Source organism: Sulfidibacter corallicola, assembly GCF_017498545.1.
In the GTDB taxonomy this organism is placed as follows: Bacteria; Acidobacteriota; Holophagae; order Acanthopleuribacterales; family Acanthopleuribacteraceae; genus Sulfidibacter; species Sulfidibacter corallicola.
The window spans coordinates 9,329,946-9,356,708 of sequence record NZ_CP071793.1; the positions used below are offsets into that span (position 1 = coordinate 9,329,946).

The 26,763-nt window shown below is 60.2% G+C and carries 16 protein-coding genes; 14 read left to right on the forward strand and 2 right to left on the reverse strand.

Going from position 1 to position 26,763, the window contains the following annotated elements:
- Nucleotides 1-288: 288 nt before the first annotated feature.
- From J3U87_RS28090 to J3U87_RS28120, 7 genes are all read left to right on the forward strand, one after another.
- Nucleotides 289-489: a hypothetical protein gene (locus J3U87_RS28090; protein ID WP_237379107.1), complete on the forward strand. Its 201-nt coding sequence runs from the start codon at nucleotides 289-291 to the stop codon at nucleotides 487-489.
- 296 nt (nucleotides 490-785) lie between these two features.
- Nucleotides 786-5,351, forward strand: a complete 4,566-nt coding sequence (locus J3U87_RS28095) for a response regulator (protein ID WP_237379108.1) — start codon at nucleotides 786-788, stop codon at nucleotides 5,349-5,351.
- A 26-nt stretch (nucleotides 5,352-5,377) separates the two neighbouring features.
- Nucleotides 5,378-6,235: a CheR family methyltransferase gene (locus J3U87_RS28100; RefSeq protein ID WP_237379109.1), complete on the forward strand. Its 858-nt coding sequence runs from the start codon at nucleotides 5,378-5,380 to the stop codon at nucleotides 6,233-6,235.
- Nucleotides 6,236-6,532: 297 nt separating this feature from the next.
- Nucleotides 6,533-7,684, forward strand: coding sequence for a sensor histidine kinase (locus tag J3U87_RS28105; RefSeq protein WP_237379110.1), 1,152 nt, complete (start codon nucleotides 6,533-6,535; stop codon nucleotides 7,682-7,684).
- A 230-nt stretch (nucleotides 7,685-7,914) separates the two neighbouring features.
- Nucleotides 7,915-8,388, forward strand: a complete 474-nt coding sequence (locus J3U87_RS28110) for a response regulator (protein ID WP_237379111.1) — start codon at nucleotides 7,915-7,917, stop codon at nucleotides 8,386-8,388.
- On the forward strand, nucleotides 8,385-9,668 hold the full coding sequence (locus J3U87_RS28115) for a hybrid sensor histidine kinase/response regulator (RefSeq protein ID WP_237379112.1): 1,284 nt from the start codon (nucleotides 8,385-8,387) through the stop codon (nucleotides 9,666-9,668). Before J3U87_RS28110 ends, J3U87_RS28115 begins: the two co-directional genes overlap by 4 nt.
- Before the next feature lie 1,547 nt (nucleotides 9,669-11,215).
- On the forward strand, nucleotides 11,216-11,836 hold the full coding sequence (locus J3U87_RS28120) for a hypothetical protein (RefSeq protein WP_237379113.1): 621 nt from the start codon (nucleotides 11,216-11,218) through the stop codon (nucleotides 11,834-11,836).
- 152 nt (nucleotides 11,837-11,988) lie between these two features.
- On the opposite strand, the gene purE is transcribed toward J3U87_RS28120, so the two are convergent.
- Both purE and J3U87_RS28130 read right to left on the reverse strand, forming a co-directional pair.
- On the reverse strand, nucleotides 11,989-12,519 hold the full coding sequence (gene purE / locus J3U87_RS28125) for a 5-(carboxyamino)imidazole ribonucleotide mutase (RefSeq protein WP_237379114.1): 531 nt from the start codon (nucleotides 12,517-12,519) through the stop codon (nucleotides 11,989-11,991).
- Nucleotides 12,520-12,614: 95 nt separating this feature from the next.
- Nucleotides 12,615-13,757 carry a 5-(carboxyamino)imidazole ribonucleotide synthase gene (locus tag J3U87_RS28130; protein WP_237379115.1) on the reverse strand — a complete coding sequence of 381 codons (1,143 nt, stop codon included), beginning with the start codon at nucleotides 13,755-13,757 and terminating at the stop codon, nucleotides 12,615-12,617.
- A gap of 479 nt (nucleotides 13,758-14,236) precedes the next feature.
- Between J3U87_RS28130 and J3U87_RS28135 the strand changes: the two genes are divergently transcribed.
- The 7 genes from J3U87_RS28135 (at nucleotide 14,237) to J3U87_RS28165 (ending at nucleotide 25,786) form a co-directional block, all read left to right on the forward strand.
- Complete coding sequence (locus tag J3U87_RS28135) at nucleotides 14,237-15,496, forward strand: glycosyltransferase (RefSeq protein WP_237379116.1); 1,260 nt, start codon at nucleotides 14,237-14,239, stop codon at nucleotides 15,494-15,496.
- Between the two features lie 106 nt (nucleotides 15,497-15,602).
- Entirely contained in the window at nucleotides 15,603-16,745 is a 1,143-nt protein-coding gene (locus J3U87_RS28140; RefSeq protein WP_237379117.1) for an iron-containing alcohol dehydrogenase family protein, read from the forward strand.
- Nucleotides 16,746-17,255 carry a hypothetical protein gene (locus J3U87_RS28145; protein WP_237379118.1) on the forward strand — a complete coding sequence of 170 codons (510 nt, stop codon included), beginning with the start codon at nucleotides 16,746-16,748 and terminating at the stop codon, nucleotides 17,253-17,255.
- Nucleotides 17,242-17,691, forward strand: coding sequence for a thiamine pyrophosphate-dependent enzyme (locus tag J3U87_RS28150; protein WP_237379119.1), 450 nt, complete (start codon nucleotides 17,242-17,244; stop codon nucleotides 17,689-17,691). The genes J3U87_RS28145 and J3U87_RS28150 overlap by 14 nt, the downstream gene beginning before the upstream one ends.
- A gap of 117 nt (nucleotides 17,692-17,808) precedes the next feature.
- Nucleotides 17,809-18,876: an N-acetylneuraminate synthase family protein gene (locus J3U87_RS28155; RefSeq protein WP_237379120.1), complete on the forward strand. Its 1,068-nt coding sequence runs from the start codon at nucleotides 17,809-17,811 to the stop codon at nucleotides 18,874-18,876.
- A gap of 1,109 nt (nucleotides 18,877-19,985) precedes the next feature.
- Nucleotides 19,986-21,242, forward strand: a complete 1,257-nt coding sequence (locus tag J3U87_RS28160) for a tetratricopeptide repeat protein (protein ID WP_237379121.1) — start codon at nucleotides 19,986-19,988, stop codon at nucleotides 21,240-21,242.
- On the forward strand, nucleotides 21,239-25,786 hold the full coding sequence (locus J3U87_RS28165) for an RHS repeat-associated core domain-containing protein (RefSeq protein WP_237379122.1): 4,548 nt from the start codon (nucleotides 21,239-21,241) through the stop codon (nucleotides 25,784-25,786). Before J3U87_RS28160 ends, J3U87_RS28165 begins: the two co-directional genes overlap by 4 nt.
- The last annotated feature ends 977 nt before the right edge of the window (nucleotides 25,787-26,763 follow it).

The following is a 26,763-nucleotide window of genomic DNA, read 5'->3' on the forward strand; positions in this document are numbered from 1 at the left end:
CTAGGTTCCGGCAACGTCTCAGAGCCATCGTTTTTCACTCCGGTCGAGAAACTCAAGCGAAAAAAACAAAAAAATAATGTCACTATTTATAAATATTTTCATTTGGCACGTCAAACTGCAAGCGTTAAAAAGGCACCACAACATTGATTTGCCAAATATTCACCCCCCCCCTTATCAAATTAATTAACATTTTTTACAGCCCATAATGGAGATATTCAAAATGGGAGGTTATTTCAACACAGATCATGGTTATATAAACGTGGGGTGTGCAGGAGTTCCGCTTCACAAATGGATCCCGTGAAGCTGGAAATTATCTCGGGCAGCGTTGCTCAAGAAAAACACTTTCAGATCGATAGCGAAAGTGAGGTTATTGGTTCGACTATATTCACCTCCGTCCAAACCGAAAAGCCAGGCGCGATGTACACCTTCCGCCGCGATGACAAGCCGGCTACGGTTCGCTTCGACATCGATACCGGCCAACGCCTCTAGATCGTCGACTTCGAGCATTAGGCTTGCCCCCGGCCTGATCGGATCTCGACAGGGCCACCCAACAGGTCCTCTCTCCGCACCCCCGATTCGTAGTCGGGTTTTTCGGCTTCGCCCGGGTTTGGGACCGACTGTTCCCGCCTGACACCAAATGCCTTATCGCTGTGTTAGAATCGGGGTTATCTCGCATTTCGGACCTGAAGTCAGCACGCATCTCGAACCGGGCATCGGTGTTTCGTCCCGGCCGGAATGCGCGTTCCGGAATGACGACACTCGTGCTTGCGACCACGGAGGCCTTTTTGAAACCCAACGAGCCGTTGAAACGCCGCCTGTTCTGGGGGCCGCGTCCCTTGATGTCGCGCCTGGGTATCTCCATCTTCCTGTGGTTCCTGACCATCTCGCTGCTGCCGCTGGCCATCGTCTCGGTCCACCTGGGCCTGAAAACCAACGAGACCCTGACCACCAACGCCAAAGACAGCCTGACGGAAACGATGGCCACGAAAAAGAACGCCATCGAAGGCTTTTTCGAGGAACGCATTCGCGACCTGCAGGTGCAATCGGAACTTCGAGCCAATATCGACTTCCTGATCGCGCTCGACGAAGCGTTCCGTGCCTCGAACATGCCTGCGGCGGATTTCGTGTTGACCACCGAATGGACCGAACTCACCCTCGAAGGCTCCGCCGACCTGCGCAACTTTCAACAAACCTACGGGTACCTCGACGCTTTTCTGATCAATCGCGATGGCACCATTCTGTTCTCGATCATGGGCGGCGACGACATGGGCGCCAATCTCCTCGATGAACCCTACAAAGACACGCAGTTCGCCGAGGCCTGGCGTCGCGCGCGCAATACCAAAGCCCCGACTTGTTCGGATCTGGAAGTGTACGAACCCACCTGGGACGAATTGGCGATGTTCCTCTGCAAACGCTTGGAAAACCAAAATAGCCAGGTGGTCGGCGTGCTCGCCATTCAATTGCCGATCAACCAAATCAAAAAGGTCATGAAACGCCGCTCCACCGACTTCGAAACCCTCGACGCCTATCTGGTCGGCGAGGATCTGCTGATGCGCACCCAGAGTCTGCACGAGAAGGAAAACACCATCCTGGAACGCAAAGTGACCTCCGAAGCGACCCGCGGCTGGATGTTCGAGGCGGAGTCGGCCCGCATCGAAGGTATCGCCGATGTCGAGGAGCGAGAAGAGGCCCTGCAGCAATTGGAAGCGAGCGGAACCGGCCTGCCCATGGGCGAGTCCGGGTTTTATCTGGATCACCAGGACCACGAAGTGCTCGGTGCCTATTCGGAACTGGACAAACTCGAGAAATGGGGCCTGAACTGGATCGTCGTCGCCGAAATCGATAAAAAGGAAGCCCTCGCCGACCTGCGCAACCTGATCAAGGTCACAGCGATCGCGCTGCTGTTCCTGGTGTTCTGTGTGCTGTTCGCCAGCCTCGTGATCACCAACCGCATCGTCGGCCCCATTCGCCACATCTCGCGCCGCGCCAAACAGGCGGCCATCGGCAACCTGCAGACCGCGCGCTTCCTGATGCCGCGCAACGAGATCGGCGAGCTCGCGGAGAGCTTTCACAAGGTCATCATCTCCCTGCAGGATGTGACCGAAGTGTGCAAAGCCATCGCCCTGGGTGATTTCACCCGCACGGTGGTGGTGCGGAGCGAGTACGACGTGCTCGGTCAGGCGGTCAACCAAATGGGCGATACCCTGCGCGAGGTGGTCGCCCAAGCCGAAGGCATCGCGAAAGGGGACTACTCCAGCGTCATCACTCCCAAATCGGACAAGGACGAACTCAGCCTGGCGCTCTCGAACATGACCACGGTGCTGAGCCGGCTGCGCTCGGAGAAAAACCGCCAGGACTGGCAAACCAACGGCGAGGTCCAGCTTCGCGACCAGATGCAGGGCGATCTGGATCTCACCAGCTTGGGCCGCAACATCATCCAGTTCGTGTGCAAATACCTCAACGGCCAAGTCGGTGCCTTCTACATCCTGGGTGAGGACGACATTCTGCGGCTGATCGCGAGCTACGCCTATCGGAAGCGCAAGGAGGTCTCCAACGCGTTCGGCCTGGGCCACGGGATCGTCGGCCAAGCCGCGCTGGAACGTGAAACCATCCTGATCACCCATGTCCCGCCCGACTACGTGCAGGTCTTTTCGGGGATCGGCTCGGCACCGCCCCGTGCCATCCTGGCCGTGCCCTTCCTGTTCGAAGACGAGGTCGTGGGCGTCTTGGAACTGGGCAGTTTCGAAGAGTTCACGGACGAACAGATCAAACTGTTGGAAAAGCTGCGCGAGTACATCGGAATCGCCGTGAATACGGCCACCGCGCGGGCCCGCATGGCCGAGCTGCTGCGCCAGACCCGCGACCAGGCCGACACCCTCCAAACCCAACAGGACGAACTGAAGAAGGCCAACTCGGAACTGGAAGAACAAACCCGTGCCCTGCGCGAATCGGAAGCGGCCCTTCAGGCCGGTCAGGAAGAGCTGCGCAGCACCAACGAAGAGCTGGAAGAACAGACTCGTGCCCTGCGCGAATCGCAGGCGCGCCTACAGGAACAGCAGAGCGAACTACAGCAGATCAACGAGGAGCTGGAGGAACGCTCCCAAGCCCTCGAACGGCAACGGGACGAGGTCCGCCACAAAAACGCCGAACTGGAACGGGCCCGCCAGGAACTGGCGCAAAAGGCCCGCGACCTCACCCAGACCAGTAAGTACAAATCGGAATTCCTGGCCAATATGTCCCACGAGCTGCGCACGCCCCTGAACAGCATGCTGATCCTCTCGCAGCTCCTGGAAAAGAACGAGGCCGGAAACCTTTCGGACAAACAGGTCAGCTTCGCCAAGACCATCTACCAGTCCGGCAGCGATCTGCTGGCCCTGATCAACGAAATCCTCGATCTGTCCAAGGTCGAAGCCGGCAAGATGGACCTGCACCTCACCGCCGTGCCGCTGCAAAAGATGTCGGAGGCGCTGGAACGGAAATTCCGTCCGGTGGCCGAAGAGAAGGGCCTGACCTTCCAGTCCCGGATCGATCCCGATCTTCCGAACACGATCGTAACCGACGACCAGCGGGCCGAGCAAATCTTGCGGAACCTGCTCTCCAACGCCATCAAGTTCACGCAGAAAGGCGAAGTGGGGGTGCGCTTCTACCGGCCGAAGCGGGACGACCTGTCGCCGGAGACGCGGCTCGATCCCCGGCGCACCGTGGCCATCTCGGTCACCGATACCGGTCTGGGCATTCCCTCGGACAAGCGAGCCCTCATCTTCGAGGCCTTTCAGCAGGCCGACGGCACCACGAGTCGCCATTTCGGCGGGACGGGACTCGGCCTGTCGATCTCGCGGGAACTGGCGCGCCTGCTGCGCGGCGAAATCAAATTGGAGAGCGAGGAGAGCTCCGGCAGCGTGTTCACCCTGTTCCTGCCGGAACATCACGGAGACATCGCCGGCGAAGAGCAGATCGTACTCCCCTACCACCCGGAGAAACCTCCGATTTCCGAACCGCTCCCGAAACCGGTCCTAAAGGAGCCCGGCGAAGAGATCGTGGCCAATCCCGCCGGCAACCCGGAACCGAACCCCTCGACCCCGCCGACGGAATCGCCGGCACCGGCCAGCGCTCCCCAAGGCAACCCTTCCCCGCCACCGACCGACGAGGTCGAGGACGACCGCCACAACTTGCGTCGCGGCGACCCGGTCCTGTTGATCATCGAGGACGATCCCGGTTTCCAGAAAACCCTGATGCACCTGGCCCGCGAACGGGGCTTCAAGTGCCTGCTGGCGGGGGACGGCGAATCCGGGCTGCACAAGGCCGATTACTACAAACCGGACGCGATCCTGCTCGACATCGGGCTGCCCCGCATGGACGGGATGGCGGTCATGTCGCGCTTGAAAGACAATCCCGAGACGCGCCACATCCCGGTCCACTTCATCTCGGGTGCCGACCGGAACTTCGAGGCCATGAAGATGGGCGCAGCCGGTTTCCTCAAAAAACCCGCGACCATGGCCGACATGGATCAGGCCTTCAACCGTATCAGCCACATCATCTCGCGGCCGATCAAACACCTGCTGATCGTGGAAGACGACGTCAAGCTGCGCTCCAGCCTGCTGGCCCTGACCGGTGGCAAGGACGTGGAAGTCGTCGGCGTGGGCAGCGCCTCGGAAGCGATCAAGCTGCTTCAGGATTCGCACTACGACTGCATGGTGCTCGACGTCAACCTGCCCGACATCTCGGGCTACGACCTGCTGTCCCAGATCCGCAACGATTCCCGCATCCCCCACCTTCCGATCATCGTCTACACCGGCAAGGACCTGACGGAGGAAGAGAAGGTGAAGCTGGATCAATACGCGGAAAGCGTGGTCTTCAAGACCGCCAATTCCGCCGAACGGTTGCTGGACGAGACCATTCTGTTCCTGCACCGGGTCGAATCGGAGCTGGGCGGGGAACAGCGCCGCCTGCTGAACCTGGTGCACGACAAGGAGTCGATCTTCCGCGACAAGAACATCCTGATCGTGGACGACGACATGCGGAACGTCTTCGCCCTGAGCAGCGTCCTGGAAGAGAAGGGCATGAACGTGATCGTCGGAACCAACGGTCGCGACGGCATCGAAAAACTCGAAGCCTCGCCCGACATCGACCTGGTCCTGATGGATATCATGATGCCGGAAATGGATGGCTACGAGGCGATTCGCGAAATCCGCAAACAGGCCAAATACCGCAAGCTGCCGATCATCGCCCTGACCGCCAAGGCCATGAAGGGCGACCGCCACAAGTGCATCGACGCCGGCGCCAACGACTACATGGCCAAACCCGTCGATAACGTCAAGCTGTTGAGTCTGATGCGGGTATGGCTCTATTGATCGAGACCGCACCCCCTGGAGCGTTCATGAGGAATGCCGAGAACGAAAACATCGAAATCAAACTCCTGAAAGAAGCCATTTTCCTGAAATACGGCTACGATTTCCGCAACTACGCCGAGGCTTCCATTAAACGCCGGATCCTCAACTTCCTCGCCGAGGCCAACCTGGACAGCGTTTCGGAACTGCAACACCGGCTCCTCTACGATCAAACCCTGTTCAAGAAATTGCTGGTGAACCTGTCGGTCAACGTCACGGAAATGTTCCGCGACCCCACCTTCTACCACGCGGTGCGCGAGAAGCTGGTGCCCGAACTGCGCCAATTGCCGTTCTTCAAGATCTGGCACGCGGGCTGTTCCACGGGCATGGAAGTCTACTCCATGGCGATCCTGCTGCACGAGGAGGGCTTGATCGACCGCGCGCGCATCTACGCCACCGACTTCGACGAGTTGGTGCTGAAAAAGGCCAAAGACGGCATCTTTCCGCTGGAGCTGGCTCGCGAATACACCGTCAACTACCAGCGTGCGGGCGGCAACCAGTCCTTTTCCGACTATTACACGGCGCGCTACAACCACGCCATCATCAACAGCAGCCTGCGCCGCAACATCGTGTTCGCCGACCACAACCTGGCCGTCGACGGCGTCTTCGGCGAAATGAACGTCATCTTTTGTCGCAACGTCTTGATCTACTTCAATAAAGAACTGCAGAACCGGGTATTCCGACTCTTTCTCGAGAGCCTCACCGAACGCGGTTTCCTGTGCCTCGGCTCCAAGGAGAGCATTCGCTACTCGGCCTATTCCGACGCCTTCGCAGACGTGGCACCCAAGGAAAAAATCTATCGGAAGACCGGTCATCCCGATCCCGAGGCCCACCAGGAAACCTTCTGAAGTCGGAACGCACTTTTCGCAATTCCGGGAAGAGTCCTGGTCCCACAAGCGAGTGGAAATGGTATCCTGTTGGAGGGAACCCGCTTTGATCGCGCCGTTCTCCCTCACATTCACCGCGGCCGGGAAACCCATCCGGTCCCGAATTCCCGAACCCGCGAATGTCACACAGAATCCAACGTGGTCGAAAACCAGGCGCCTTCTGTGCCGTCGAGTCCAACCGATGCGTCCTCCCGGTTTCCCATTCCGGAGCAACGGCCAACTCGATAACCCAGGCTTGAACCCCATGGATTACGCCTCTTGATTTCCAATCCAAAAGACTCAGATTACGACTACCAGCTCGACACCAAGGTCGAGTTGTTGATCGTGGACGACCGACCCGAGAACTTGCTGGCATTGGAAGCCATCCTGGAGCATCCCAGTCTCGACATCGTGCGGGCGACTTCGGGCAACGAAGCGCTCTCGTTGATGTTGAAGCACGATTTCGCATTGGTCCTGCTGGACGTGCAGATGCCAGGCATGGATGGTTTCGAAACCGCCCAACTCATGCGGGGCTACGAAAAGACCCGCCATATCCCGATCATCTTCGTCACCGCCATCAACAAGGAACAGAAATTCGTCTTCCGCGGCTACGAGGCCGGGGCGGTGGATTACCTGTTCAAACCCCTGGATCCCAACATCCTCAAGGGCAAGGTCAACGTGTTCCTGGACCTGTACCGCCAACGAGAGGCCAAAAAGCACCTGATGGCCGAGTTGGAACGCAGCAACCGCGAACTGCAGGATTTCGCCCACATGACGTCGCACGACCTCAAGGCGCCACTGCGCAGCATGCGGTTCTCGGTGCAAATGCTGGAAGAGGACTACGCCGAGCGCTTGGACGGCGATGCCCGCGAATACCTTCAGACCATCACGACCGCCTGCCGGCGCATGCAGGTGCTCATCGACGACCTGCTCGACTACGCCCGGGTCACCACCCAACCGCGAGACTTCGACACCATCGACCTGACGGATCTGATCGAAGACATTCGCCTCGATCTGCGCGGCCAACTCCAGGATTCGGGGGCGACCCTGCACCTGGACGACCTGCCGGATGTTCGCGGTGACAAGATGCAGATCCAGCGGCTGTTCCAGAACCTGATCAGCAATGCGATCAAATATCGTCGCCAGGACGTCTCTCCCGAAATCCGAATCCGCGCAGACCGCATGGATAGCCAAAACCTGTGTCATCTCCACGTGGAGGACAACGGGATCGGCTTCGACGCCAAACATGCCGAACGCATCTTCCAACCCTTCCAACGTCTCCACTCCCACAAAAAATACGAAGGCAGCGGCATCGGTCTGGCCATCTGTAAAAAAATCGCACAACACCACGGCGGCGACATCGCCGCTTCCTCCGTCGAGGGCCAAGGCTCGCAATTCACGGTGATCCTGCCGATGACGCGCGCCACTTGACGAAAATTCCGAATGCCGCCAGGACGCAAAAACACGACCGATCTACCCAATTCACGACCAGGTGCCAACTTTGCCTTGCATGGGCTGCTGTGGTTGGTGCACATTTTTGAAGACGGAACGCAAGGCAAGTGACTCGTTATCTAACAGTTATCCGTAAGTCCCTCCTTTTGGTCGACGATCTCGCAGGCGTTCCCCGGCTTTTCGTAACCCCATGAGAGAGAGGACCCCGATTGAGCACGTCATCTCGCCGAAGCCGTGTTCTCATCGTGTCGGATCACCCCGATCGGCTCGAGCAGACACACCAGGCGTTGTTGCATAGTTTTCCCCACCTCCACACGGCGACCACCAGTTGCGGTCGCCTGTTGACCGCCGAGCAGGCGCCTCCGCCGCCGGAAATGCGCGGTTTTACGCCGCCGAACCTGGTTTTGCTGGATTTTTCGAACCAAGCCATGGCTTCGACGCCGAGTGCCACCTCGATATTGGAAAAAATCCGCGGACTTCCCGCCATGCGGCACATTCCGATTCTCGTCCTACATCCGAATCCCCTCCCTACCGACATTCACACTAGCTATCAACTTGGTGCTAATGCACTTATTCCCCGCCCCATTCATTTTAATTCACTGGTCAACACCCTGCGAATCATGGGAGAGTATTGGTTGGAAACAGTCATTTTGCCGAAAGCTGCCGGGAGGGGGGCGGTTTGAACGAACACCAAAAGCAGTCTGAAATGGAACTCGAGGAGATCTCGGTTCTGTTGATCGAGGACAGTGAACCCGACTTTTTTATCATCAAAAAGGTGCTTTCCAAGGTCAAAGGGACTCGCTATCGCATCGAATGGGTCGACAATTTCGATGCGGCGGTGCAGGCCGTCCGCAAGGGCAGCTTCGACGTCGTCCTCACTGATTACCAGCTTCCCGACGGCAGCGGCCTGGACATCATTCGCCAGGCCGCCGAAACCAACCACCATTTGCCGCTGATCATGTTGACCGGTCACCAGGACCCCCACATCGACAACGCCTCCATGGACATGGGTGCCGACGACTTCCTTCCCAAGGAGGAGCTCACCCCTTCCCTGCTTTCGCGCACCATCCGTCACAGCATCTTCCGCAAGAAGGCCGAGCAGGAATTGCGGGAAAGCGAAGACCGAAACCGCGAGCTTGCCGAATTCTCCTCCGCAGTGCTGCACAACATCGGCAACGTGCTCAACAGCGTCAATGTCTCCAGCGGGCGCATCAACCGCACCCTGAAGGAATCCAAGATCAACAGTCTCACCAAGACCCGCGAGCTCTTGGAAACCAACCAGGACAACCCCACCTTCTTCACCGAAGATCCCAAGGGCAAGATGTTGCCCCGTTTCCTGATGCGCCTGGCCGATATCCTTCAAAGCGAGCACAACCAGAACCTGGTGGAAACCGAGAAGATTCGCAAGAACCTGGAACTGATGAAGGAAGTCATCAAAACCCAGCAAACCCACGCCAAACACGGCATGGAGCTGGAGGACCTCGACCTGCGCGAGGTGATCAGCGACGCCCTCAACGTCAACATGGCGGCCCTGATGCGCAACCGGATCGAAGTACAGACCCTGTATCACAACGACATCCGGGTTCAGGCCCAAAAGGTCAAGCTGACCCACATCCTGATCAATCTCTTCAAGAACTCGATCGAGGCCATGAACGAGGTTCCGGAGGGGTCGCGGATCCTGACGCTGGAGCTCACCCAGAACAAGCATCACCAACCGGTGGTGATGATCCGCGACCGCGGCCACGGCATCGATCCGGCCAACGTGAACAAAATTTTCGATCACGGGTTCACCACCAAGCAGCGCGGACACGGATTCGGGTTGAACTACTGCTACAAGGCGATGAAGGAAATCGGCGGAACCATCAGCGCGCAGAGCGACGGCATCGGCAAGGGCACCGCGTTCATGTTGACCTTCCCCTACGGAAGCCTGTTCGATGGGCAGTCCAACGGGTTTTCGTCCTAATTCGAGTTGGGAGAGGATTCGGAGTGGGGAGGAATTTACACCACCGAGTCGCTGCCCAGGCCGGGGGCCCGGGTTTCAGGTGGGTAACTAATCGAAGCGAATCGTTTGGGAGTTCCCGCATTTGTGAGAGGGGCGTCGTTGCAGTAAGTTGGCCCGCCGGGCCGACATTTTTCGACGAACTCCCCGCACATTCGCCTTTTTAGGTTTTTATCTTTATCTTCGAGCTTTACAGAGTTTGTTACATAAGAGCCACGCACCAGCGGGCTAACCCGCTCGATTTCGAGAATGAAACAAGGCGAAGTGAGCTAGCATGGTGGTCCCGGCTGCCTGAGAGGGTTGTCATGCCAGGTAGGTGCGACCGCTGGTCGCACATTCCAAAGCTCCTACTTCTATTGGTGCTTCGCTCTTTGGCGTCTCGCATCTGCGGAGTGTGGATCGCTTCGAAGTGTCGGCCGGGCCGGCCAACCTACTGCCGCGCCGATCCTCAAAGCATGCGGGAACTCTGATCATGGATCGCTTCGACAAGTTCATCCGGCGGATGAACCTACCTGGCACGACGAATCTCTCGGCATTCGGGGACTCCAAGCAAGTTTGTTTCAAGAGAGTACGCGGAGTTCGCGGAGACCTTGCAGTTGGTATGGGTTGATCGGCATCAGTGTCTCGCGAACCAGTCAGGAGATCACAGCGACGGGTTGGTGCCCATCCGGAAACGAGAAGATCGTAACAGCCGAGTTGGTTCGCCTGGTTGACCCCGGTGTCAGTTGTCAGGTGCCGGCAAGATATCGTCACCGGGCGATTGGAAAAACCGGTTAGCTGACTGCTGATAAATCGTGTGCATTGGAAATGCGGTCGATGCCGCGCCGCCATTTCGAAAAACTCGGTTTCTGGATGGGTACGAGCGATTCGGTCTCCCGGGAGGGCTCAATCGGGGATTTTCGCCGGTTTACGCCAAGGCGGACCAAACAGGTGGTCGCCCTCCGCCTAGCCGACACACTGGGACAGCATGTGCTGTATTGTAGACGCCAGGACTCTTTTATGATCCGTATCTCCGGGCTTCTCAGGCAAATGTTCGCGAGGCGGTCCCGTGCATGGCTTGGCGAATGCTGGCCGCGCCCTCTCGGCGTCCTCCGCGAACTCGGTGGTGGAAAGATTGACTCATGCTCGCCGCCGGGTAGAGCCGACTCGAAGCACTCATGTCCTGGATCGTTCGGTTTTTTCGCGACGAGGACATAAGGTCAATTTTTCCGCGACAACACCGCTTCAAACCCAAACCTACTTGAAGATAAACTCGTTCTGCCGAAAAAAAGACGAAGTCAATGGTGGATTTTCGGGTTCCAATCTTTTAATCTTAGTGAATCCGAGTTGATCCGCTCCGCTTCTTGGCGAATTCTTGCCCAGTCCCTTTTATTGCCGATGTTTGGGGAGCGGAAACCTGTGATTTCATATTACCTCGAATTTCTTTCATTTTTTTTTGACCCTATTTTCCTTTGTTTCCGACATGTATAGTGCAAGGCTTATTTTCTTCGATCACGGAGGAGGAAACTTATATGAGTCCGCCCCTACCCCGTACTCCACTTCCCAGCGGCCTCTCGAAAAATCCCGCCCATTATCTACTAAAGACCCCTGATACGACCTCGGATACCGATCTCGCCCATTTCGCCTCGGCAGACTTCGACGTGGAAACCCGCCCCCACGAGCTGCTGTTCCGCCGGCACTGGACCTTTCCGCCAGCCTGGGTTCTGTCCGCCTCGCTGCTCGGCGCGGCCAGCTTCGGATCCGCGTTTCTCCTGACACAGCCTTGGCGCGCCGCCGCCGTCGTGCTCGGCCTGGTGCTGACCTACCTGTCGCTTGCGATGTGGCGAAACCGCACCACCCTCCTGATCGGGTGTGGTGTCCTGTCCATCCGCCATCGGCCCTTTTTCTGGCCCGGACGGCATCTGTATTCGTGTGAGGTGGCAGGCTTCTTCTGTCGCGAAATCCGCTTTCTCGGCAAGGGCAGCCTGCAATTGTGCGCCAAACTTACCAACGGGCGCACCGTGACCCTGATCAGCGGCCTTCAACATATCGAACACGTCCACCGCATGATCGACCTGATGCGCGAGTTCCTGGACGTCAAAAACCAATTTCGACGGCGCGCCGGATACGGCGTCGTGCGTTCCCAACGCTGATCATCCCAATTGAGCGAAAGAGCCAGGCATCTGCAAGGTGCCTGGCTCTTTTGCGTTTCTAGGTCCGGCTTTGATCGGACATGGGCTGGCCTTCGACGCAAGCGAAAGGCAACGCCGTTTCGCTCAGGCCCCTTGGGAAACGGCCTCCGGCTTCACAATTGATCGCGGACCTGACGCCACCCCTCGGTCGCGACGCGGTCCACCATGCCGCCAACCTTCTCCTCCAGCTCCCGCTTGTAGGTCGCGACCTTGGCCCTGAGCTCGTCGTCCGCGGCGCCGAGGATCTGCACCGCCAGCAGGCCCGCGTTCTGGGCGTTGTCCAGCGCGACCGTCGCCACCGGAACGCCGCCCGGCATTTGCAGGATCGAAAGAATGGAGTCCCAGCCGTCGATCGAAATCGACGCCTTGACCGGGACGCCGATGACGGGCAGCGGCGTGAGCGAAGCGATCATGCCGGGAAGATGGGCGGCCCCCCCTGCACCGGCGATGATGACCCGAAGTCCACGCGACTCGGCCTCGCGGCCGTAGCGAACCAGTCGCTCGGGGGTGCGATGGGCACTGACGATCGTAACTTCGTGGGGAATCTCGAAACGTTCCATGACTTCGGCCGCCGCGCCCATGACCCGCAGGTCCGACTGGCTTCCCATGATGATACCGACACGTGGCACGCTGCTATTGCGCATTGAAGACATCCTTTCCACGGCTCCCCATCGGGGCCTATCGTTTTTTTGAAAATCGCGACGACGAAACGTCGCGGGAAATCCGGCCAGGAGCGGCTCTAGCCAGCCGTGACCACGAGCCGCTGTTTGACCTTTTCCGCCTTGGCCAAGGCTTCCTCCAGCGTGGCGCCGATCACCGTGATGTGACCCATCTTGCGGAAAGGACGGGTTTCGGCCTTTCCATAGATGTGCGGATAGACGCCCTCTTCACGCAAGATCTCGGTGAGCCCCTCGTAGCGCGGCTTCCCACTTTCGGGACCACCCAGGACGTTCAGCATGACGGCCGGGAACAGCGCGCGCGGCGAACCCAACGGCAAGTCGAGGATGGCGCGAAGATGCTGCTCGTGCTGCGAGGTCAAATGAGATTCGATGGTGTGGTGGCCACTGTTGTGGGGCCGTGGGGCCACTTCGTTGACATAGATCCGGTTGTCCGGTGTCACGAACATCTCCACCGCCATGATGCCGGCCAGGTCGAAAGCCTTCGCCACCGATTCCGCGATCTCCCGAGCGCGGGTCGCGACCTCCGCAGGCAGCGAGGTGGGACTGTGGAGGTGCTCGACCAGATTGGCGGTCGGATGAAACACCATCTCGACGGCCGGGAATGCGGCCAGTTGGCCACTGGGACTGCGCGCGATCAGAATCGAAATCTCGCGTTTGTCTTCCATGTAGGTTTCAATCAGGCCCGGCATGTCGGGAACTTGGTCCAGATCCGCCTGGGTGCGCAACACGGCGACACCGCGGCCGTCGTACCCGCCGGTGGCGGCCTTCCAAACGGCCGGTAACCCTTCCAACCGATCCAGCATCTCCCGTTTGTTCTCAAAACTGAAAAACGGCAACGTGGGAATGTCGTGATCCCGGTAAAACGCCTTCTGCAGGGACTTGTTACCCACCGTACGGAAGATCCCGGGCGAGGGACGCACGATCTTCCCTTCCTTCTCCAATTGCGCGAGGGCGTCGATGTTGATGTGCTCGATCTCGCAGGTGATCATGTCCACCTCGCGACCGAAGGCGAGCACGGTCTCGTAGTCCATCAAATTGCCACGCTGAAAGGTCTCGGTCCGGCCGCGTGCCGGCGCCTCGGCAGAGGGATCCAGCACCGACGTGCGGATATCCAAGCGAGCGGTTTCGTCGAGCAGCATCTTTCCCAATTGACCGCCGCCCAAAATGCCCAGAGTGAACGTTGAAGACCAATATTGCGTCATGTTTCCCCTTCCTGTTCGTTAGACCGAGCCGATTATAACCGAGAACCCGAACGGAAAGGGGGGCGAGCGGGGAGAAACACGGACAATTCCGAGCCGACAAAAAAAATCGCCCGCATCGATAAAATCAATGCGGGCCAACGTAACGCGAATGCGTTTTGGAGTTATTAGCTCCCTTCAAAATGCTCTACCACTTATGCACTCACCAGAATCCCGGGAAGTGTTCGCATTTTTTTAAAAAAAATTCGATCCGCGGGTTCCGAGCCGGCGAGGGTATTTTTCCAACCGCGCTGATCCCTGTGGTTTTCCTTCCCATCTGGATCTCATTTCACACCCGATTGCGCTAGAATGTGCCCATCCAGAAACGGAGTCACCTCCACCCCACGGGATTTGTGGGCCGGATAGCCGCAAGGGCCCTCGAAACGCCCCCGCCACCGCGGCCGGCACGAATCCCCCAATCCAATGCCAAAGGAAACGTCCACATGGAATACCTGTTGGTGGTACCTGTCCCCTTTTACCGAGCACCCGACGGCCGCATTGCCTGCGAGAGCGCCTTTGCCGAGCACTTGCGGCTCTCGCGGCCCATGTTCGCTCCCCGATTCGACCGCATGCGCGTGGCCGCCCCCCGCATGAGCGACGCTCACTACGAGGCCAACAAACATCACCTGGGCCATCTTTCCGAAGACGAGGATCTCATTTACCTGACCGAGCTCCATCCGGTGGAAACAGGGCGATTCGCATTCGCCCTGTTCGTCTGGTTGCCCACCTTTTTCAAGATCATCGGCGCGGTCAAGGGCGCCGGGTTGGTCCACGCCGGGCTCTCCTTCGACATCCTGAAACCCTTTGAAATCTTCTCCCTGTTCGCAGGCTGGCTGATGCGCCGCAAAACCATATTCGTGATCGACATCGACAACCGCAAGAGCGTGGACATGCAGCGCGCGACCGGCGCCATTTCGTACCGCAGCTACCTGATCGCCAAATACCTCTACAACCCGCTGCGTGCCCTTCAAATCCGCTGGGCGGTCCGCTGTTGTTCGCTGCTGATGCTGAAGAGCCAGAGCCTGGTCGACGATTTCGGAGGCGGTCGGTCCCACGTAAAAAACTTCTACGACGTCGCCTTTTCACCCGAATACATGATTCCCTCGGAACGACTCGAATCCAAGATCACCGATTTCGAACGAGGCGAAGCGCCGCTCCACCTGACCTATTTCGGTCGCCTGGTGCCGTACAAGGGAATCGATTACTGCATTCGCGCGGTCCATCAAGCCCACGAACGGGGAGCCGAGGCGGTCCATCTCCACATCCTGGGTGCCGGCGAGCAGGAAGCGGAACTGAAAGCCCTCGCTTCGGAGCTCGGCGCGGAGGACTACATTACCTTTTATGGTGCGGTTCCTTTCGGCCCGGTCTTTTTCGATCAACTCTACGACTATCATCTACTCATGGCCGCACCCATCTCCCAGGACACGCCCCGGAGCGCCTTCGATGCGATGGCCGCCGGCATCCCCCTGCTGGCCTTCGATACCGACTACTACAAGGACCTGACCCATACGGGCGCCTGCACCGTCGTGCCTTGGCGATCGGTGGGCGGCCTGGCGGACAAGATTCTCCACTATTACCGCAACCGCCCCGAACTCAGCGCCCAAATGCGTGCCGGCGTCACCTTCGCCAAAGACAATTCCCAGGAACTTTGGCTGGAACGACGAATCGCTTGGACCAACGCCCTTTTCGAAAAGGAAGCATGACCCTCACCAACTCGCGGGTACACGAACGGGGGCGACGGCGCCCCTCGGCACGGACGTGCGTCGATTTGGCGCGAGGCACGCCTCCTCTCACCACGGAGCAATCATCATGAAAGGGTTCAGTTACTACAATCCAACCCGAATCGTGTTCGGGCGCGGCGTTCTCAACCGGCTTCCCAAGCACATCCCACTGGAAAATTACCAGCACGTCGCCCTGATCAGCGGTGCCTCGGCCCACAAATCGGGGGTGGCCGCAAAGGTCGCAGCGCTGCCCGCCAACTGCTCGGTCCTGACGGAGCCGGTTCCGGAGGAGCCCACCAGCGACGACGTGGACCGGTTCACCCTGCACCTCCGCGAAACCAACGCCGATCTCGTGATCGGCTTGGGCGGCGGATCGGTCATGGACCTGACGAAATTCGCGGCGTACCTGAGTCGCAACGGTGGTCGCTGTGGCGATCACGACCCCACCCCGCATATCGACGCGCCCGCGCTTCCCATCATCCTGATTCCGACGACGGCGGGCACCGGCAGCGAGGTGACACCCTATGCGGTCATCAATCACGCGCAATCGGGCAAGAAGTTCACGGTCAACTCGCCCCACCTGTTCCCGCAATGGGCGGTGGTCGACCCCGACTTGACCCGCACCCTGCCGGAACGCTACCGCCTGGCGACCGGTCTGGACGCCTGGGTCCACAATCTGGAGGCCTTCCTCAGCGCGACCCCCCATCCGATGGCCGACTGCCAGGCCAAGGAAGGCCTGGCCCTCATCTTCAAACACCTGCCGAGGGCGATGGACGACCCGGACGATGGCACGGCCCGCACGGCCCTGGCCAAAGCGGCCCTGTGGGGCGGTCTGGCGATCACCCACGCCCGCACCGGCCTGATCCACACCCTCTCGGTCGCCCTGGCCAAATACAGCAACCTTCCCCACGGGCTGCTCAACGCCACCATCACCCCCCACGTGATCGCCTTCAACCTGGCCCATTACGCGAAAGACCGGATCGAGGCCCTCGGCGAATTGCTCCAAGTGCCCGAAGGCGATCGGGAAGCCGTGCTGGTCGCGATCCACCGCTTCCTGGCCCTGCTCCAGGTCCCCTACCAGGTGCCCCTGACCGGCAAGGCCGATCCCGTGACAGACTCGCTGATCGCCAGGGTCCGCATGGACAAGGGGCTGCCCCTGGTGAATCCGCGGCCGATCACCGATCGGGACCTGGCCGATCTGTTCGGGCGCATCATCCGCATGGAGGACTGAATGTCGCGAGAGCTGTATCCGCAAATCTGCACCGGTGCCGAATTCGCGGCTGAACTCAATCGGCGGGCCACCTTGACGGCCGGTGTGCCCGACAGCGTCATCCGTCAGGTATTGCCGCACTTGAACCACTACCAGGCAGTACCCGGTGAGGAACACGCGATCGCGATCGCCTTCGGGGCCCGCGCCGGCCACGGCTGTCCTGCCGTGCTCATGCAGAACAGCGGACTGGGCCGCGCGCTCGACGCCCTGTTGGGCCTGCAACGCCTCTACGAAACGGGCCTGGTGTTGGTGGTCTCCAATCGCGGCGAGTTGGCGTGGGAAGAACCCCAGCACCAGGATTGGGGCAGCCTCACCCAACCGCTGCTCGACCTGCTCGAGATCGAGGTCGTGGACTTCGGCCAGGAAGGGTTGGCCGGCCTACACCGTTGTTTCGATTTGGCCTATGGCGGCGAGGCCGAACGCATCGCCGTACTGCTCGTTCACCGGGGGAACATCGATGAATCGTCGTGAAGCCATCGAATCGATCTTGGACCGCCACCCGAAGGCGGCTTTCGTGTTCTGCAATGGACTGAACTCGCGCGAGACGGCCCATCGCTTCAAAGCGCCCAACCACCTCTACCTGTTGCACGCGATGGGCGAAGCGCTTGCCGTCGGCGTGGGCCTCAAACTCGCCCAACCGGATCGCGAGGTGGTGGTCGTCGACGGCGACGGCAACGCGTTGATGGGCGCTTCCGCCTCGGTTTTTCTGCCGATGGCGGGCCTGCACCACTACATCCTCGTCAATCGCGGATACGAAACGACCGGTGGACAGCCCATCGACCGACTACCGGATTTTCCCTATTCGCAATGCATCGAAATCGAGGTCGGCAAGATCGCCTCGCCCAACCCGCCTCCCCCACGGGAAATCATGAGGGGCTTCCGAGAATGGTGCGATCCCGGAACCTGACCGGCGCAACCCCACCGGAAGACGCCGGAGGGTCGTCCACCGCGTGATATAAATGAATTCGTTTGAAACCATTACCCCACCCTCGACAACCTATCGCTTTCCAGGAAAGGACCACACATGGAACACTTCAGCATCGGACCCATCGACCTCGGCGACGGCCTCCCCGCCCTGCTCATCGCGGAAATCGGCCTGAACCACAACGGTTCCGCCGAATTGGCGCACCAGCACATCGACGCCGCGGCGCGATCAGGCGCCAATATGGTCAAGTTCCAGAAACGGTGCCCCGATGCGCTGGCCACCGCCGACTTCCTGGACCGACCCTTTCACAAATGTCCCCAGTTCGGTCGAACCCAGCGCCAAGTGCGCGAGCGACTGGAGCTTTCACTGGACGATATGAGGGCGTGCAAGGAGCACGCGGAAGAGCTGGGTTTGCTGTTCACCACCTCCGTCTTCGACATTCCCAGTGTCGAGTTCGCGCTCCAATTGAGCCCCGACGTCCTCAAGGTCGCCAGCCACAGCATTACCAACGGCCCTTTGTTGACAAGATTGGCGGAGACCCGGATTCCGCTGATCGTCAGTGTGGGCGGCGCGGCACCGGAAGAGATCGACCAGGCGTTGGCTCTTCTGAAAGACAGCCCGCTGGTGTTGATGCACTGTGTCAGTGCCTATCCGACCCCCGAAAACCTGGTCTTTCTGGACACCATTCAGGACCTGGCCACGCGCTACGGCAAACACGTCGGGTTTTCCGGCCACGAAGACGGCATCGAAGCCTGCGTCGCGGCGGTGACCCTGGGCGCCAAGTTGATCGAACGCCATTTCACCCTCTCGCGGCAGATGGTGGGCCTGGACCACCGTGTGAGCCTGGAGCCGGCGGAGTTCGCGGAGATGGCGCGCATGATTCGCCGGATCGAACGGATGCGTGGCGTCAAGCCCGGCATCCTGCCGCAGGAACACGCGGCGCGCCTGAACTACCACGTGGCCCTGTGTGCCAACCAGGCACTGCCCGCCGGTACGCGGCTGACGGAAGAAATGCTCACCACCAAGCAGCCGTTGGAGGATCCGGCGGTATTTTTCACGGGGTTGGAGCGCGATCGACTGGTCGGTAAAACGCTCACGCAAACGGTCACGGCGGACACCCGGATCCGGCGCTCCTGGATCGAGGGTGCGGCCGAAGGGCAGGGCTAGATCGGCCCCAGCCGAAACGCCACTTCTAGGAGCCGAGGTTTTTGCCAACCGGTAAGACGCTGTTCGGGTCGAATACCGGTTTGTCGCAAAAGAGCCGCGTACCAGCGGCGATTTCGGGAAAGAAACCACGCGAGGCGAGCCAGCATGCTGTTCCCGGCTGCCAAAGAGGGTCGTCGTGCCAGGTAGGTGCGACCGCTGGTCGCACATTCCGAAGCTCAGGCTTCCATCGGCACTTCGCTCTTTGGCGTTTCGTATCTACGCAGTCTTGATCGCTTCGAAGCGACGTGTTGCACCCGTGTGTAACGGAGGAGAGTCACGCCAAAGGGCGAAGCCGATCCTTTCCCTCGCCATGCGCCCTCGAAACGACCCTGTACAGATCGAAATCGGCCATCGAGAAATCTGAAGGCCGGACTTATCCGCTTCGCTCTTTTACCACTAAATCTTGCGAAGCATGGGCCACTTCGACGTGTCGGCCGGGCCGGCCAACCTACTACAGTTTCGACTCTCAAAGCATGCGGGAACTCCTCACATGGGTCACTCCGAAATGTACATCCGGCGGATGTACCTACCTGGCACGACGATGCTCTCCGCATTCCGGAACTCCTCACATGGGTCACTCCGAAATGTACATCCGGCGGATGTACCTACCTGGCACGACGATGCTCTCCGTATTCCGGAACTCCTCACATGGGTCACTCCGAAATGTACATCCGGCGGATGTACCTACCTGGCACGACGATTCTCTCCGCATTCGGGAACTCCAAACAGATTCGTTTCCAGAGAGCAGCCAGCGAACCCATCCGCGCGAACCAACACGGCATTTGCGATCGTTTCGTTTCTGAATGAGCACTAGATTGCGGAAGGTCACGAAGCTCACAATCTCGACGCTTGCTTTTCCGCATACTCCTGCCCCATAATTTTTCCAATTATGTTTATTTTTCGCCGCCTCATCACTTCTATCGCCAGGTGATATATAAGATGGCAGCGACGTCCCACCCCTCCTATCCCTATTCCAATTAGTCCGAGGTTCACCCTATGAGGATCGCTTTACCGGTATGGTCCGGGGCGCGCATGGAGTTGGCACTCCTGCGTTCGCCGGAGGTTTCCCCATGTTGAAACTGTTCGACGCCATGCGCACCGAATTCCAACACTTCGTCGAAGAAGATCGTCACCGCACCATGGTCATATCCTGTTCGGATACCGACATCGCCTATCCCCTCAAGGTGTTGCGCGATGTGGAGGCCTCCAATCCCTACGACGTGTACATGATCTTCTGTGACAACTTCACCGATCCCCACGCCTTCGCGGACGTGGTCATGGAACGCATTCGCGAAGAACACGCGATTGCCGTGGAGTGGCAGATCAAGGACGGCAGGGTGCCGTTGGGCGACCTTCCCGAATCGCTGTTCGATCCGGAACGCCCGCCCATCGAGCGCATGGCCGAGGCCGTCGACACCGTACGCGCCTGGTTCCCACCGGAAGGCGACAACCGGCTGGTGTGGGTCCTCGCACCGATGGAAATCAAGAACGCGGACACCTGGTCGCAGTGGGGCCAACAATTGACGGCCCATTTCCAGGACGCGTCCTGGTTGCGCCTGATGTTCCGATCCTCGGCCAAGTTGGCCAAATTGGTGGAAAAGGGTGCCGACAACAAAATCCCCGCCTGGGTCAAACAACCCAATGTGCGGGTCTACGGCTGCGACTTCGGACCGGAAACCATCGACCAGAGCCTCGCCGATCAGGCCGAGGACCCGGAGGAACCGGAAGAGAACCGCATGAACGCGACTTTGATGATGGCGATCAAGGATACGGGATACAACCGAAAGGACGCCGCCGAATCCAAGTTCATGGAGTTGCTGGCCTACGGGCAACGCACGGAAAACCACGCCATGCAGGCCATGTCCATGATGGGCATGGGCGACCTGAACCGCCGCAACAACGACCTGGACCAGGCCTGTTACTGGTACGAGTGCGCGGTACCGCCCTCTATCGAGAGCAAGCAGACCTTTACCATGTTCCTGGTGGTCAAGAACCTGGCCGAAACCTACTTCGCCCAAAAGCGCTATCCCGAAGCCGAGGAGGCCTATCTGCAGGCGGCTCGGTTGGCTCAGGCCCACCAGGAGTCGGAATCCTTCGCGCGCATGATCGACGGCAATGCCCGCTCCCGCGCGAAACAGAAGAACATGACCGGCGCGGTCGACCGCTGGGACTCGGCCGCCCTGATCTGTCGCGAATTCGAGCACACGGACTTTTTGAAGGAAGTGCTGAAAGAGCTGAAGAAGGGTTACGAGCAGTTGGGGAACCGTGAGGCCGCGAATCAGGTCGCCGCGGAAATGGCGACCCTGAAGGCGGGAGGTTCGGCATGAGTAATTTCCAAAAACGCCATCCGCGGCCCGCCAGCGCCCAAATGCCGAACCGGCCCACCAACGCGCTCCACAAGGTGGCCGACGGCATCAACACCGTGGTGGGCGCTCCCGCCCGCGTGATGGACAAGGTGAACCTGGGATTCGCCCAAGCCACCAATGTCATCGCCAACGCACTGCCGAAGTTTCCGGCGGCGACGTTCGGCAACATGGCCCTGGGGCTGCCCCACGCCCACATCCTCCACCCACCCAGCGGACCCTTTCCGATTCCGCCGATTCCCCTTCCGCCCCTGGGACCGATCATGCTGGGCAACTGCGTGCAGGTCCTGATCAACGGCAAACCGGCGGCACGTGCCGGCGACATCGGTATCGGCCCCACCTGCTGCGGCCTGCCGCCCTTCTACGAGATCTTCACGGGTTCTTCCAACGTCTTCATCGGCGGATCCCGTGCGGCACGCGTCACCGATGTGACCATGCACTGCACCTTCCTGCCGGCGGGTGGCGCCCAACGGGCGGCCAAAGCCGCCCAAGCCGCCTCGAAAATGGCCAAGATGGCCCAAATCGCCAAGACCGTCTTCGCCGTGGCCCAGACCGGCATCATGGTGGGCGGCTTCGCGGCTCAGGGCCTGTCGGCCATGGGCGACGCGATCGAATCGGTGGAAGCCGACAATTCGGCGATGGCCGACGCCCTGGCCCTGAGCGCGGCCATGGGTGCCGCCCAATTGGCCAACGACGCCGCCGCCATGGCCGCAAGCCTGTTGATGGGTAAGGACCTGTGCGTCTTGCCGGTCAATCCCGGCATGATCCTCGACGGCTCGCCCAACGTCCTGATCGGCGGGTTCCCGATGCCTTCCTGGATGGACATCGCCAAGGGCCTGCTCAAGCTGGTCAAGGGTCTGCGCAATCGCCGCAACCGCCGCAACGGCAATCGCCCCAGCGAAGGCGACAACGGCAGGCCAGCCAGAGACCGCAACGACACCTGTACCAACGGCTGTCCCATCAGCATGGTCAACGGCGAAGAATTACTGGGCCTGACGGACTTCGACATCGACGGCCCGCTGCCCTTCCGTTGGCAACGCACCTACCGCACCAGCCACAACCGCGACCTGAGTCTCGGCCACGGCTGGACCTACCCGGGCTGCGAGCGCATGCGGATCGACGAGCACGACATCGTCTATTTCAACGAGGAAGGTCGCAACATCTTCTTCCCCAAGCTCGTGAGCGTGGGCGACAGCGCCTTCCACGCCTCGGAGAAGACGGAGTTGATCTGGGAGTCCGAAAAGCGGTTGCGCCTGAAGCGCCGCGGCACCCACGACAAGATCTTCGAGCTCTCGGACCAGAGCGGCTACTGGCTGGTCAGCGAATACGTGGATCCGCACCACAACCGCATCACCTTCGAACGCGACGACCAGGACCGCCTGGCCCACGTTTCGAACAACATGGGTCGCGGCTTCCGGGTGATGTACGACGACGCGGGCCGCATGGAACACCTGGTTCCCGAAGGCGATGCGTACGAAGACATGGCTCCGGCCTTCGTGACCTACGGGTACAGCCCCGAAGGCGACCTGGTCGAGGTGCGCAACCGCCTGGACCGCGGCGAACGCTACGGCTATCGCAACCACGTCATCACCGAGCGGGTATTGGCCAGCGGGTTCCGGTTCCAGTTCGAATGGGATCGTTACGACATCTACGGGCGCTGTCTGCGAAACTGGGGCGACGACGGTTTCTACGACTATCGATTCGCCTGGTATCCCGAAGAGAACCGCAGCGAATCGACCGACGGTCGCGGCGTGCGCGTCAGCTACAACTACAACGATTTCGGTCAGTTGACACGCCACACCGACGGCAACGGCCACACCAGCTACTTTTTCTACAACGAGAACGGCGACCTGCGCGAGAAGGTGGGTCCCGGCATCCAGCGCGAGGTCTACGAGTACGATTCGCGCGGCAACTGCACCCAATTCACCAATGCCGGCGGCCAGGTGTTCCGCATGAGCTACGACGGTGAGGATCGGCCCGTCGACTTCACCGATCCCGGCGGCAATACCTGGACGCGCACCTACAACGACCGCGGCTCGGTGGAAGAAATCGTCGATCCGTCCGGCAACGCGACCCGTTTCGAGGTCAACGCCCAGGGCCTGCCCACGCAAATGACCATGGCCGGGGGCGGATCCGTCACACTCGGCTGGAACCCTCGCGGCGACCTGATTTGGAAAAAGGAGTCGTCGGGCCGCAAGGTCGCGTACCGTCACGATGCCGACGGCAACGTCACCCACGTGATTCGGCCGGACGGCGCGCAGTTGGTGTACGAGTACAACGGCCTCGGCCAGCCCGTCTCGCTCATCGACGGCGGCAAGCAACGTCACCGATTCAGCTACGGTCCCCTGGGCGCCATGACCGCCTACACCGATCCGGGCGGGAAGACGACGCGCCAGATCTTCAACCGGTTGGGCCTGTTGACCTCGATGGTGTTGCCAGGGGGTGCCACGCGCGGGTTCACCTACGATGCGGAAACCAACCTGACCGCCGTGGTGAACGAGAAGGGCGAAAAGACCAGCTTCACCTTCGACGGCGAGGGACGCATCCTGCGCCAAACCGGCTTCGACGGTTCGGTCCAGGAATTCATTCGCGATGCCCACGGATTCGTCACCGAGCACCGTTTCGGCGAGCAGCGGTGGGTGCGCTACGTGCGCGATCCCATGGGGCGCGTTCTGAAGAAGATCGGCACGGTGCGCAGCGGCCGCCAGGTCCAGGAGGCCACCTACGGCTACGATCCGGCCGGCAGGATGGTTCGCGCCACCAACGGCCACCAATCGCTGACCTTCGACTACGACGCGTTGGGCAACCTGATCTGCGAGCGCAGCGACGACGGCGAACTGCGCCACGAGTACGACACGACGGGCAAGCGCACCGCGACGGTCTTCCCCTCGGGCGACCGGCTCGATCAGCGCCATGGCGAGGACGGTCTCTCGGCCGGAATGGACTGGAACGGCCAGGGCCTGGTCGATTTCGTGCGCGACGGATTGGGTCGTGTCAACGGCCACCGTCTGGCCAACGGGCTGGAGGTCGGCCTGGCGTTCGACCCGATGGATCGCCTCAAAAACTACCAGGTTCGCCGCCAGGATCATCCCGAACGGAGCGGCGATCCCCTGGTGTTGGATCGGTACTACCAATACGACCATAGCGGCAAGCTGAGTCAGGTGCAGGACAGCCGCCACGGCCTTTCCCTGTTCCGTTACGACCCGCACGGGAAACTGGAGTCGGTCGAAGGGTTTTTGGGAGAGTTGTTCCACTACGACCCGGCCGGCAACCTGATGGGTTCGGGGCAAGCCCCGCCCGAAACCGAGGCCACCGGGAACCGCCTCGCCGGCTTCGAGGGATTCAGGTTCGCCTACGACGCCTGCGGCAACCTCGTCGAACGGGCCGCGACCGACCACAGCGTGACCTTCGAATACAATGGGTTCAACCACCTGACGCGATCCATTCGCGACGGTCGCGAGACCCACTACCACTACGACGCCCTGGGACGGCGCATCGCCAAGGTTTCCGAGGATCGTTCGGTCCGCTTCGTGTGGGACGGCGACCTGATGGTCCAGGAGACCGTGGAAGGCGCGTCACCGACCACCTACCTGTACGAGCCGGGGAGCTTCCGTCCGTTGGCGCGCGCGGTGGCGGGCGAAATCCAGTACTACCACAACGACCATCGCGGCCTACCACGCGAGATGACCGGTCCCGAGGGGACCATCATCTGGTCGGGCAGCCACGGTGTCTACGGCGCCCTGCGCGACGAGGACGTGACGGAGGCAAGCCAGCCGTTGCGCCTGCCGGGCCAATACTTCGACGAAGAGACGGGGCTCCACTACAACCGCCACCGTTACTACGATCCCGAATGTGGCCGCTACACCCAGCCGGATCCGATCGGCCTTCGCGGCGGCATGAATCCCTACCAATACACCGAGGACCCCGTCCGCGAAATCGACCCGCTCGGGCTCGCCAGCCTGCCCTGTCGGAACCTCAACGCGAGCACCTGGGCCGATTTCCGCGCCAAGACCAAGGGGTGGTTCACCAAGGCCATGTCGCTCGCCAATCCCAGCCATCCGATCAAGGATGCGGCGGCGGGTTGGCGCGTCTACCAGGACACCCGCAACCGACCGGAAATGCCGGTCATGGGTCGCCTGCCCGACGTCGGCGCCCATATGGCGGCACACCCGGCGGGCTATCAGCACCTCAACTCCAATCCCTGGACGATTCGGGTGAACGATGCCTGGATCATGGGCGGGGTGGACGACGGCAAGACGTTCCGAGTGGTGAGCAACCTGCACGATCCCGAGACCCGAGTCCGGCGCGACCGGACGACGGGTGCGATCGTGGGCGACAGCGTCACCCACCGCGAGCTGACCATGCTCGACAACTTCGGCTACACCTTCCACCCGGATCGCTCCGACCCGACGGGCGGGACGGGCTGGCTGGTACCGCCGGGCGGCACGCCGCCGGCGGGCGCGGGTCCGGCGACGGCGACACCCAATCCACCGAGGCCCACCTCCTGACGGAAAAGGGGGCCCCATGGCCCCCTTCTTTCGATTTTCATTATGGCCGTCCGCTGTTGTCTTCATGGTCGTCGTTCAGACCGAGGGCCGGATTGCCATCGAGAGTTCTTGACGCTCGACTTCTCCGCTCTTTTGCCACTCGACTTTGCGAGGCGTGGATCACTTCGAACGAAGAGATTCGGCGTGCTATGGGGCATCAGGGGCGGTATGCCGGCCCAACGAACTTGCCGAAGTGATTCATACGAGGAGTTCCCGCATGCTTCGAGGGTCGGCGCAGAAATAAGTTGGTCAGGGGCGGTAAGCCGGCCCGGCCGACACTTCGAAGCAATCGAGGCTTCGCAAGATCGAGTCGTAAAAGAGCGAAGCAGATAGGTCGGACCTCCGATCTCTCGATGGCGCAGAAAATTTCTGCCAAGTCGCTTCGATTGGTTGAGCAGGGCCGGTAAGGCAAGCTGCCATACCGGCCTTACTCAACCCACAGGCTTTACGTCTCTTACGAGCATGGGGGCTCCTCGGATCGGCTCGCTCCGCGTTGTTTCTTTCTCGAATTCGAGCGGGTTTGCCCGCTGGTCCGGAGCTCTCTTAAAACAAATCCGTCTAGAGTTCCCGAATGCCGAGAGATTCGTCGTGCAGGGCCGGTAAGGCCTGGTAGGTTGGGCACGGCCGGTATGGCCGCTGGCCCGACACATCGAAGCGATCCGCGCTTCGCAAGATCGAGTGGTAAAAGAGCGAAGCGGATAAGTCGGGCCTCAAAATCTCTAGATGATCGATTTTGAACCTTTCTAGGTCGCTTCGATTGGTTGAGCAAGCTGCTCAACCTACAGGCTTTGCGTCTCTTACGCGCATGGGGGCTCTCCGAGCCGGCTCACTTCTCGTTGTTTTTTTCTCGAAGTCGAGCTGGGTATGCCCCCTGGTCCGGAGCCCTTATCGAGCAACCAAAAAGGGGCTTTTTTGGAGCGACCAAACCGGAACGCTGG